Raw genomic sequence first — 11038 nt, 5'->3', positions numbered from 1 at the left:
GGGGTCAGACCCAGCGGGTCTGACCCCAGCTCTACGCCTGTGGGTTTTCTTAACCGAACGACATTGCTTGCGGCGGCCGGTTTTTGTCCCGTTTTTTGCCGTTTTTCACGCGCTTGTTGAGTAATCCAGTGGCCATTTTCGGTATACTGTGCGACAGGCGAGGTGGTTTTTTTCCTAAATTTGTCTATACAACTGCCATCTTGTTAAGCTATATTTTTTGCTAATTCATGGTGTTGGACACCATCGTTTCAGGCGTTTTTTTGAAGGCCGGACGCTCTGCGTAACAGCGCGCAAAGCGCGATATAGCGACAATTCTCTCCAAAAATCACATCCCCTCCCCACCTGCCGAGCGCATTTTTGCAGCGCCATCGCCTTTGTGTGATGCGTGCATGCACTGTTGGCTATTGGCAACTATATGCATTTATTTCACTATTTTTCCAATGAAATTTTCCGCCTGATACGGCGAAAAACACATGTGTGTAGATGAGGTAGCACATTCACTATGTTCCATAAGTATCTAATTTATCGATATATTTTTTTGCGACCCTGCTTCAAGGATGTGCGCTAAGTCCTTCATTTCATTAATAAAATCCCTGTTTTGCCGGGCGGAAAGCGCTTGACCACTATCATTGCTTCCTCTAAAGTGGGCAACAGTGTGAAAAAGTGTCTTTTTGTGGGAAATTTCCCCCTGTTTCAACGTCACACAACTTCGTTCCATTTCTGAGGTCAAAAAGGTAATCCCGTGTTTCAAGGCGCGTCCGCAATCAGTCTCGATGCCAAAGGCAGGATGTCTATCCCCGCCAAGCACCGTGACGCGCTCGCCATCCAATGCGAAGGCCGCCTGACCTTGACCAAGCACCCCGACGGTTGCTTGCTGTTCTTCCCCCGCCCGGTGTGGGAAAACCACCGCGAACAAATCGCCACCTGGCCGATGTCGGCCCGCGCCTGGCAGCGCATCTTCCTCGGCAACGCCTGCGACGTCGAACTCGACTCGGCCGGCCGCGTGCTGATTTCGCCCGAGCTGCGCAACGCCGTCGGCCTGGCGCGCGAGATCATGATGATCGGCATGGGCAGCCATTTCGAAATCTGGGACGCGGCCAAACTGGCCGAAAAAGAGCAGCAGGCGATCGACGCCGGCACCCCCGATGTACTCAATAATTTCTCCTTCTAAGGCTCCGTGATGACAACAATACCGGTGCCGGAATTTCAGCATCGTACGGTGCTGCTGGATGAGGCGGTCGACGCCCTCGACCTGACGGGCGTGCGCGCCGACGGCGTGTTCGTCGACGGCACCTTCGGCCGGGGCGGCCATAGCCGCCTGATCCTGTCCAAACTGGGCGCCAAGGCGCGCCTGGTCGCCTTCGATAAAGACCTGCAGGCCATCGCCACGGCCGGGCAGATCGCCGACCCGCGCTTCCAGATCGTCCACGACAGCTTCGCCACCATGCGCGCATCGCTGAGCGAACGGGGCGTCGAGCAGGTCGACGGCATTTTGCTCGACCTGGGCATCTCCTCGCCGCAGGTGGACGACGCCGCGCGCGGCTTCAGCTTCCGCAACGACGGCCCGCTGGACATGCGCATGGATACCACGCGCGGCATCTCGGCGGCCGAGTGGCTCGCCACCGAAAACGAACAGACACTGGAAAAGGTGATCAAGGAATATGGGGAAGAACGGTTTGCTTTTCAGATTGCAAAGGCGATTGTTGCTCGCCGGGCAGTCGAGCCAATTTCAAGCACACGACAGCTTGCCGGCATCGTGGCAGGCGCGGTCAAGACTCGGGAGAAGGGCAAGGACCCGGCCACCCGCACTTTTCAAGCTATCCGGATTTTCATCAATAAAGAGCTTGAAGATCTCGAAATCGGTCTGAGCCAGGCCTACGCCTGCCTGGCGCCGGGCGCCATCATCGCCATCATCAGCTTCCACTCGCTGGAAGACCGCATGGTCAAGCGCTTCTTTGCCAGCAAGGCGAACATGCCGCAGCCGGACCGGCGCCTGCCGATCCGCGCGGTCGACCTGCCGCAGCCGGAGCTCAAGCTGCTGGCCAAGTTCAAGCCGTCCGACGCCGAAGTCGACGCCAATCCGCGCTCGCGTTCGGCGGTGATGCGCGTCGCCCGTCGCCTGCCCTTCCCGCAAGGTGCGCAGTGAGCGGCAAGATCAACCTGGTACTGACGGCCTTATTGGTCGGCTGCGGGCTGTCGCTCGTCAACGCCCAATACCAGGCGCGCCACCTGTTCATTGAACTTGAGCGCACCCAGTCGCAGGCACGCCAGCTCGACATCGAGTGGGCCCAGTTGCAGCTCGACCAGTCGACCCTGGGCAAGCACGCGCGTATCGAACAGATCGCCCGGCGCGACCTGAACATGACGCCGCTGACGGCGGCGCGCACCCAATACCTGTCGCCGGAAGGCGACAAATGACACGCAACAGCAACGCCAGCGGCTCGCGCGTGGCGGCGTCGAAAGGCGTGCCATTCTCGAAGAACCCGGTACTCGCCGTGCGCCTGCCGGTGTGGCGCTCGCGCGTCGTGCTGTTCGTGCTGTTCGCCGCCTTCGCCGGCCTGGCCGGCCGCGCCGTCTGGTTGCAGGGCCTGTCGACCCAGTTCCTGCAGAAGCAGGGCGAGATCCGCTACGCCCGCACGCTGGACCTGCCGGCCACGCGCGGCAAGATCACCGACCGCGAGGGCCAGGTGCTGGCCTCGTCGATCCCCGTCAAGGCCATCTGGGCCATCCCCGACGACGTGCAGGACGCCCCCGTCGCCAAACTCAAGGCGCTGGCCAGGCTGCTCGGCATGAGCGACGCCGAGCTGCAGAAAAAACTCGACTCCGACCGTGGCTTCGTCTACCTGAAGCGCCAGGTCGAGCAGGACGTCGCCGAGCAGATCACCAAGCTGGGTATCGAAGGCATCCAGACCCGCAAGGAATACAAGCGCTTCTATCCGCAGGGCGAAGTGACCACCCACATGGTCGGCTTCACCAACGTCGAGGACGTCGGCCAGGAGAGCATGGAGCTGGCGCAGCAGAAGACCCTGGTCGGCATTCCCGGCAGCCGCCGCGTCATCAAGGACCGTCTCGGCCACATCGTCGAGGACATCGGCTCGGTGCGCGAGCCGCACGACGGCAAGGACTTGACCCTGTCGCTCGACAGCAAAATCCAATACATCGCCTTCACCCAGGTGAAAGAGGCGGTGGAGAAGTTCAAGGCCAAGGCCGGCGCCGCCGTGGTGCTCGACGTGCACACCGGCGAAGTGCTGGCGCTGGCCAACTGGCCGGCCTACAACCCCAACGACCGCTCGGTGCTGACCGGCGACCAGTTGCGCAACCGCGTCATGACCGACACCTTCGAGCCCGGCTCCTCGCTCAAGCCGTTCACCGTGGCGCTGTCGATGGACACCAACCGCATCAAGCCGGGCACCCTGATCGACACCGGCAACGGCTCCTTCGTCATCGGCGACCGGGTGGTGCACGACACCCACCCGCACTACCTGACCGACGTCACCACCATCATCCAGAAGTCGTCCAACATCGGCACTTCGAAGATCGCGCTGCAAATGCCGCCGCAGGAGATGTGGGAGATGTTCACCAAGGTCGGCTTCGGCCAGCAGCCCAAGTTCGGCTTCCCCGGCGCCGTCGCCGGCCGCGTCCGTCCGTACAAATCCTGGCGCCCGATCGAGCAGGCCAACATGAGCTTCGGCCAGGGCATCTCGGTGTCGCTGCTGCAGCTGGCCCGCTCCTACCTGATCTTCGCCCGCGACGGCGACATCATCCCGTTGTCCTTCCAGAAGGTCAACGAGGCGCCGGCCGGCACCAAGGTGGTCAGCGCCAAGACCGCGCGCGAGATGCGCGACATGCTCGAACTGGTGACCCAGCCGGGCGGCTCCGCGCCCAAGGCGCAGGTGGCCGGCTACCGCACCGGCGGCAAGACCGGCACGGCGCAAAAGTTCGTCAACGGCCGCTACTCGCAGACCAAGTACATCGGCAATTTCGTCGGCATGGCGCCGATGTCCAATCCGCGCTTCGTGGTCGCCGTGATGATCGACGAGCCGGGCGGTCCGGCCCACGTCGGCGGCGACGTCGCCGCGCCGACCTTCGCCGCGTTGGTCGCCAACGCGCTGCGCGCCAAGAACATCACGCCCGATTCCACGGTGACCCATATCATCATTCCTGAGAACTCCGAACAGGAGAACATGTGAGCACCCGCATGACAAAAACTGATTTCGCGCCGAGCGCCGTCGCCGCCCAGATCCGCGCCTTGGCGCCGCTGGCGCACCTGGCCTCCGACTCGCGCCGCGTCAAGCCGGGCGACGTGTTCTTCGCCTATCCCGGCGACGCCGGCGACGGCCGCAACTTCATCGAGACGGCCATCGGGCAGGGCGCCGCCGTGGTGGTCTACGATCCGGCCGGTTTCAACTGGAACGCCGCCTGGAGCGTGCCGCACATCGCCGTCGAGCAGCTCAAGCCGCGCGCCGGCGCCATCGCCCACGCCTGCTACGGCATGCCGGACGCCGCCATGTTCAGCGTCGGCGTCACCGGCACCAACGGCAAAACCTCGTCGGCCGTCTGGCTCGGCCAGGCGCTGTCGCGCGGCGGCGAACCGGCCGCCGTCATCGGCACCCTGGGCGTCGGCCTGTTCAAGCCGCGCGGCGAAGTCGACTACGACGTCACCGGCTACACCACGCCGGACGCCGTGCTGCTGGCCCGCACCCTGGCCGACAGCCGCGCCGCCGGCGCCACCGCGCTGGCGATCGAAGTGTCCTCGATCGGCCTGGAACAGGGCCGCGTCGCCGGCATGCACTTCGACGTCGCGCTGTTCACCAACCTGACCCGCGACCACCTCGACTACCACGGCGACATGGCCGCCTACGAGGCCGCCAAGACCCGCCTGTTCGACTGGCCCGGCCTGAAAACCGCCGTGCTCAATCTGGACGACGCCATGGGCCTGCGCCTGGTCGATCAGGTGCGCGGCAAGCTGGCCGGCGCCATCCCCGTCATCGGCTACACCTTGCGCGACGCCGCCGCCCAGCCCGACCTGGACGGCGTGCTGATGCTGCGCGCCAGCCAGTTCCGCAGCAGCCGCAACGCCGGCACCGAATTCCATCTGGAGTGCCCGCTCGGCGTGGCCCTGGTGAAGACCCATCTGGTCGGCCACTTCAACATCAGCAACGCGCTCGGCGTGCTCGGCGCCTTGCTGGCCAAGGGCCTGGGCCTGCGCGCCGCCATCGACGCCATCGAAGCGCTGCGGCCGGCCCCCGGCCGCATGCAGCAGGTCGGCGGCCAGGACGCGCCGATGGTGGTGATCGACTACGCCCACACGCCGGACGCGCTGGAAAAAACCCTGCACGCGCTGCGCCAGGTGGCGACCGATCGCGGCGGCCAGCTGTGGTGCGTGTTCGGCTGCGGCGGCGACCGCGACCCGGGCAAGCGGCCGCAGATGGGCGCCATCGCCCAAACCGCCGACCACGTGCTGGTCACCAGCGACAATCCGCGCAGCGAAGATCCGCACGCGATCATCGCGCAGATCGTCGCCGGCATGGACCGGCAGCATCCGAGTTCGGCGCTGCAGACGGTGGAAGACCGCGCCGCCGCCATCCTCTCGGCCATCAAGCACGCCGCCAAGCCGGACGTGATCCTGTTGGCCGGCAAGGGCCACGAGCCCTACCAGGAAATCAAGGGCAAGAAGCTGCCGTTCTCCGACGCTGACCACGCCCAGTTGGCGCTGTCGGCCCGCCTGACCATGATGAGGACGAACTGATGCAAGCTGTATTGGCACAGGTTCTGCCTAGTATCGCCGGCGTGCGGCTGGAAAACTGCGCCGCCGGTGACTTCACGTTTTCCGGCGTCTCGACCGACAGCCGCAGCGTCGCGGCCGGCGCCTTGTTCGTCGCCCTGCGCGGCGAGGTGTTCGACGCCCACGCCTTCCTGGCCCAGGTGGCCGAGCGCGGCGTCGCCGCCGTGGTGGTGGAAGAATTGCCGGCCGGCTGGACCTTGCCGGCCATCGTCGTACCCAACACCCTGGTCGCCTTGGGCCAGATCGCCAATTACTGGCGCCGCAAGTTCGCCGTGCCCGTCATCGGCGTCACCGGCAGCAACGGCAAGACCACCGTCAAGGAAATGATCGCCGCCGTGCTGGCCGCCGCGTATGGCGAAGACGGCCGCCTGGCGACGCGGGGTAATCTGAACAACGAGATCGGCGTGCCGCTGACCCTGTTCCGCCTGGACGCGGCGCAGCGCGCCGCCGTGGTCGAACTGGGCATGAACCATCCCGGCGAGATCGGCCGCCTGGCCGCCATCGCCGCGCCGACCATCGGCATGGTCAACAACGCCCAGCGCGAACACCAGGAATTCATGCACACCGTCGAGGCGGTGGCGCTGGAGAACGGCGCCGTGCTGGCCGCGCTGCCGGCCGACGGCGTCGCCGTCTTCCCGCACGGCGACGAGTTCACGCCGCTGTGGCAGGGGCTGGCCGGCGCGCGCCGCGTCCTGACCTTCGGCCTGTCGAAAGAGGCCGATGTCAGCTGCACCTTCCGCGCCGGCGACTTCGGCAACGAGATGTTCATCACCATCCTCCAGGACGGCGCCGAAGCGGTGCAGTTCTTCGTCCGCCTGCAAGCGGCCGGCGAACACAATGTGCGCAACGCGCTGGCCGCCGTGGCCTGCAGCTTCGCCGCCGGCGTGCCGGTCGAAGCGATCAAACTGGGCTTGGACAGTTTCGCGCCGGTCAGCGGCCGCCTGCAAAGGAAGGCCGCCGCCAACGGCGCCGTGCTGATCGACGACAGCTACAACGCCAATCCGGACTCGGTGCGCGCCGCCATCGACGTGTTGGCCGGCGCCGCCGCGCCGCGCGTGCTGGTGCTGGGCGACATGGGCGAAGTGGGCGACCAGGGCAGGGAGTTCCACGAAGAGATCGGCGCTTACGCGCAGAGCAAGGGCATCGAACAGGTGCTGACCATCGGTGAATTGGCGCGCCACATGCACGGCGCATCGATTCGTCATTTTGAACACATCGACGCACTTCTGGCCGCCGTGGACGCGGCCGTGACGTCGAGCGCAACCGTATTGATCAAGGGCTCCCGCTTCATGAAGATGGAACGGGTCGTGCAGCATTTGATTGGATCGCAACAAGCTAACAAGGAAACACACTAATCATGCTGCTTTGGCTCGCACAGTATTTTCAACAAGACCTGGGGCCGTTACGGGTCTTTAACTTCATCACCTTCCGCGCGGTGTTCGCCACCATCACGGCGTTGACGATCGGCCTGTGCGCCGGTCCCGCCGTGATCCGCAAGCTGACCGCGATGAAGTACGGCCAGGCGGTGCGCACCGACGGTCCGCAGACCCACCTGAAAAAACACGGCACGCCGACCATGGGCGGCGTGCTGCTGCTGATCTCGATCGGCGTTTCGACGCTGCTGTGGTGCGACCTGTCGAACCGCCTGATCTGGCCGGTGCTGGTGGTCACGCTGGGCTTCGGCATGGTCGGCTGGGTCGACGACTACCGCAAGGTGGTGCGGCAGGACCCGGAGGGCATGCGCTCGGTCGAAAAATACTTCTGGCAGTCGCTGGTCGGCATCGTCGCCGCGCTGTACCTGGCCTTTTCGGTGTCGGCGCCCAACGCCGGCAAGGTGTTCGAGCTGTTCTTCGCCTGGGTGCAGTCGGGCTTCTCGATGGACCTGCCGCCGAAGGCCGACTTGATCGTGCCCTTCTTCAAGACCGTCAGCTACCCGCTCGGCGTGTGGGGCTTCATCGCGCTGACCTATTGCGTCATCGTCGGCACCAGCAACGCCGTCAACTTCACCGACGGCCTGGACGGCCTGGCCATCATGCCGACCATCCTGGTCGGCGCCGCGCTCGGCCTGTTCGCCTACCTGACCGGCAGCGCCACCTATTCGAAATACCTGTTCATTCCGCATATTCCCGGCGCGGGCGAATTGATCATCTTCTGCGGCGCGCTGGCCGGCGCCGGCCTGGCCTTCCTGTGGTTTAACACCCACCCGGCCCAGGTCTTCATGGGCGACGTCGGCGCGCTGGCGCTGGGCGGCGCGCTCGGCACCCTGGCCGTCATCGTGCGCCAGGAGATCGTGCTGTTCATCATGGGCGGCGTGTTCGTCGCCGAGACGGTGTCGGTGATCATCCAGGTGACCTGGTTCAAGATCACCAAGAAGCGCTTCGGCGTCGGCCGCCGCGTCTTCCTGATGGCGCCGCTGCACCACCACTTTGAACAAAAAGGCTGGAAAGAGACCCAGGTCGTCGTGCGCTTTTGGATCATCACGATGATGCTGGTACTGGTTGGTCTGTCCACCCTGAAGCTGCGCTGATGATCTATCTGGCACAACACGCACTGGTATTGGGGCTGGGTGAATCCGGCCTGGCGATGGCGCTCTGGCTGGCCGAGTGCGGCGCGCGCCTGCGTGTGGCCGACACCCGCCAGGCGCCCGAGCGCCTGGCCGCGCTGCGCGCCGCCGTGCCGGACGTCGAGTTCATCGCCGGCCCGTTCGGCGCCGAGCTGCTGGAGGGGATCAGCCTGGTCGCCGTCAGCCCCGGCTTGGCGCCGAACCGCGAGCTGGCCGAGATCGCGCCGGCCGCCGCCGCGCGCGGCCTGCCGCTGTGGGGCGAGATCGAACTGTTCGCCCAGGCGCTGGAAGTGCTGAAGGACGAACGCGCCTACCAGCCGAAAGTCATCGCCATCACCGGCACCAACGGCAAGACCACCGTCACCAGCCTGGTCGGCCAACTGTGCGAACGCGCCGGCCAGACCGTCCGCGTCGCCGGCAATATCAGCCCGGCCGCGCTGGACGTGCTGCGCCAGGCGGTGGCGGAGAAAACCCTGCCGCAGGTATGGGTACTTGAGTTGTCAAGCTTCCAGCTGCACACCACCTTCAGCCTGCGGGCCGACGCCGCCACCGTGCTCAATCTCAGCCAGGACCACCTGGACTGGCACGGCAGCATGGCCGCCTACGCGGCCGACAAACAACGCATCTTCGGCGCCGACACCGTGCGCGTGCTGAACCGCGACGACGCCGCCGTGATGCGGATGGCCGATCCGGCCGGCGCCGGCGCCACCTTCGGCACCGACGCCCCGCTGCTGGCCGACAGCTTCGGCCTGAACAACGAGCGCGGCATCTTCTGGCTGGCCAGCGCCGAGCCGGCCGAAGAGGTCGAGCAGAAGAAGCGCCGCAAGAACGAGCCGGCACCCGAACCGGCCGAGTGCAGCATCAAGAACCTGATGCCGGCCGACGCCCTGCAAATCCGTGGCCTGCACAACGCCGCCAACGCGCTGGCCGCGCTGGCCCTGTGCCGCGCCATCGGCCTGCCGCTGGCGCCGCTGCTGCACGGCCTGCGCGAATATCGCGGCCAACCGCACCGGGTCGAACTGATCACCGCCGTCAACCAGATCGAATACTACGACGACAGCAAGGGCACCAACGTCGGCGCCACCGTGGCCGCGCTGGTCGGCCTGGGCAAGAGCTTCGCCGGCGAGCAGCAACGCCTGCTGCTGATCGCCGGCGGCGACGGCAAGGGCCAGGACTTCGCGCCGCTGGCCGAGCCGGTGTCGCGCTATGTGCGCGCGGTGCTGCTGATCGGCCGCGACGCGCCGGCGCTGCGCGCCGCGCTGGAGTCGAGCGGTGTCGAAATCGAGGACTGCGCCGACCTGCCGTTGGCGGTGCAACGCGCCAGCGCGCTGGCCAAGGCCGGCGACGCGGTGCTGCTGTCGCCCGCCTGCGCCAGCATGGACATGTTCAAGAACTACGCCCACCGCGCCGAGGTCTTCGTCGACGCCGTGCGCGGCATCGCGCTCGACCACGGACAGGAGATCTGATGTCCTTCCAACTGCCATTCCGCTTCTCTGGATCGTCGGCCGGCACGCCGATGGACAGTCGCGCCCGGCAGTCGAAGATGATGGAATACGACCAGCCGCTGGTCTGGGTCACCCTGCTGCTGATGCTGCTGGGGATGGTGATGGTCTACTCGGCCTCGATCTCGCTGCCCGACTCGCCCAAGTTCGCCAACTATGTACGCTGGCAGAACACCTACTTCCTGATGCGCCAGGCGATGTTCGTCGTCGTCTCGCTGGTGGCCGGCCTGTTCGTCTTCCGCATCCGCATCGCCGACCTGCAGCGCGCCGCGCCGTATCTGTTCATCGGCACCCTGGTGCTGCTGGTGCTGGTGCTGATTCCCGGCCTCGGCGTGGTGGTCAACGGCGGCCGCCGCTGGCTGTCGCTGAAGGTGTTCAACATCCAGCCGTCCGAGTTGATGAAGGTGGTGGCGGTGCTGTACGCGGCCGACTACACCGTGCGCAAGCAGGAATACATGCACAAGCTGACCAAGGGCTTCATGCCGATGGCGCTGGCGGTCGGCTGCGTCGGCCTGTTGCTGCTGTTGGAGCCCGACCTGGGCGCCTTCGGCGTGATCGTTTGCATCGCCATGGGCATCCTGTTCCTCGGCGGGATCAACGCCATCTGGTTCGGCGGCATCGGCGCCGTGCTGGTGACGATTTTCGGCTCGATCATCGCGCTGTCGAAGTTCCGCCGCGAGCGCTACTTCGCCTACCTCGATCCCTGGCAGGAGGACAACGCGCTGAACAAGGCCTACCAGCTGACCCACTCGCTGATCGCTTTCGGGCGCGGCGAGATTTTTGGCGTTGGCCTGGGCGGCAGCGTCGAGAAGCTGCACTACCTGCCGGAGGCGCATACCGACTTCCTGCTGGCGGTGATCGGCGAGGAATTGGGCCTGGCCGGCGTGCTGGTGGTGATCGCGCTGTTCTACTGGATCATCAAGCGCGCCTTCGACATCGGCCGCCAGGCCATCGCCATCGACCAGACCTTCGCCGGCCTCACCGCCAAGGGCATCGGCATCTGGATCGGTGTGCAAACGTTTATTAACATGGGTGTCAACCTCGGTCTGCTGCCGACCAAGGGTTTGACCTTGCCGCTGATGAGCTATGGCGGCACGGGTGTGGTGATTAACTGCGTCGGACTCGCGATCCTGCTCCGGATCGACTACGAGAACCGGGTTCTGATGCGTGGTGGCAGATTATGAAACG

9 protein-coding genes are annotated in these 11038 nt (G+C 65.4%); all 9 read left to right on the top strand.

Annotation, left to right across the window (positions count from 1 at the left end; all coding sequences use genetic code 11):
- Window positions 1-742 precede the first annotated feature (742 nt).
- Genes mraZ through ftsW form a run of 9 tightly spaced genes read left to right on the top strand, consistent with a single transcriptional unit; the run spans window position 743 to window position 11034 of the window.
- Entirely contained in the window at window positions 743-1171 is a 429-nt protein-coding gene (gene mraZ, locus H7U20_RS18235) for a division/cell wall cluster transcriptional repressor MraZ (RefSeq protein ID WP_199760569.1), read from the top strand.
- A 9-nt stretch (window positions 1172-1180) separates the two neighbouring features.
- Window positions 1181-2146, top strand: coding sequence for a 16S rRNA (cytosine(1402)-N(4))-methyltransferase RsmH (rsmH, locus tag H7U20_RS18230; protein WP_199760568.1), 966 nt, complete (start codon window positions 1181-1183; stop codon window positions 2144-2146).
- Window positions 2143-2418: a cell division protein FtsL gene (gene ftsL / locus H7U20_RS18225; protein WP_099415077.1), complete on the top strand. Its 276-nt coding sequence runs from the start codon at window positions 2143-2145 to the stop codon at window positions 2416-2418. Before rsmH ends, ftsL begins: the two co-directional genes overlap by 4 nt.
- Window positions 2415-4190, top strand: coding sequence for a peptidoglycan D,D-transpeptidase FtsI family protein (locus tag H7U20_RS18220; RefSeq protein WP_199760567.1), 1776 nt, complete (start codon window positions 2415-2417; stop codon window positions 4188-4190). The genes ftsL and H7U20_RS18220 overlap by 4 nt, the downstream gene beginning before the upstream one ends.
- Before the next feature lie 8 nt (window positions 4191-4198).
- Window positions 4199-5749 carry a UDP-N-acetylmuramoyl-L-alanyl-D-glutamate--2,6-diaminopimelate ligase gene (locus H7U20_RS18215; RefSeq protein WP_199760566.1) on the top strand — a complete coding sequence of 517 codons (1551 nt, stop codon included), beginning with the start codon at window positions 4199-4201 and terminating at the stop codon, window positions 5747-5749.
- The gene (locus H7U20_RS18210; RefSeq protein ID WP_199760565.1) at window positions 5749-7140 is read left to right on the top strand and encodes a UDP-N-acetylmuramoyl-tripeptide--D-alanyl-D-alanine ligase; all 1392 of its coding nucleotides are present in this window, start codon (window positions 5749-5751) and stop codon (window positions 7138-7140) included. The genes H7U20_RS18215 and H7U20_RS18210 overlap by 1 nt, the downstream gene beginning before the upstream one ends.
- Before the next feature lie 2 nt (window positions 7141-7142).
- The gene (mraY, locus tag H7U20_RS18205) at window positions 7143-8312 is read left to right on the top strand and encodes a phospho-N-acetylmuramoyl-pentapeptide-transferase (RefSeq protein WP_199760564.1); all 1170 of its coding nucleotides are present in this window, start codon (window positions 7143-7145) and stop codon (window positions 8310-8312) included.
- A complete protein-coding gene (gene murD, locus H7U20_RS18200; protein ID WP_199760563.1) occupies window positions 8312-9814 on the top strand; it encodes a UDP-N-acetylmuramoyl-L-alanine--D-glutamate ligase in 1503 nt (500 codons plus the stop codon). Before mraY ends, murD begins: the two co-directional genes overlap by 1 nt.
- On the top strand, window positions 9814-11034 hold the full coding sequence (gene ftsW / locus H7U20_RS18195; protein ID WP_199760562.1) for a putative lipid II flippase FtsW: 1221 nt from the start codon (window positions 9814-9816) through the stop codon (window positions 11032-11034). Before murD ends, ftsW begins: the two co-directional genes overlap by 1 nt.
- Window positions 11035-11038 lie beyond the last annotated feature (4 nt).

The sequence above is a fragment of the Rugamonas violacea genome, from assembly GCF_016461825.1.
GTDB lineage: Bacteria > Pseudomonadota > Gammaproteobacteria > Burkholderiales > Burkholderiaceae_D > Rugamonas.
This window is presented reverse-complemented; position numbering and strand designations above follow the sequence as displayed.

What these genes read in the sequence shown, in the direction of transcription:
- rsmH (WP_199760568.1), top strand. Translation starts at nt 1,181, where the DNA reads ATGACAACAATACCGGTGCCGGAATTTCAGCATCGTACGGTGCTGCTG.
- H7U20_RS18220 (WP_199760567.1), top strand. Translation starts at nt 2,415, where the DNA reads ATGACACGCAACAGCAACGCCAGCGGCTCGCGCGTGGCGGCGTCGAAA.
- H7U20_RS18215 (WP_199760566.1), top strand. Translation starts at nt 4,199, where the DNA reads ATGACAAAAACTGATTTCGCGCCGAGCGCCGTCGCCGCCCAGATCCGC.
- H7U20_RS18210 (WP_199760565.1), top strand. Translation starts at nt 5,749, where the DNA reads ATGCAAGCTGTATTGGCACAGGTTCTGCCTAGTATCGCCGGCGTGCGG.
- mraY (WP_199760564.1), top strand. Translation starts at nt 7,143, where the DNA reads ATGCTGCTTTGGCTCGCACAGTATTTTCAACAAGACCTGGGGCCGTTA.
- murD (WP_199760563.1), top strand. Translation starts at nt 8,312, where the DNA reads ATGATCTATCTGGCACAACACGCACTGGTATTGGGGCTGGGTGAATCC.
- ftsW (WP_199760562.1), top strand. Translation starts at nt 9,814, where the DNA reads ATGTCCTTCCAACTGCCATTCCGCTTCTCTGGATCGTCGGCCGGCACG.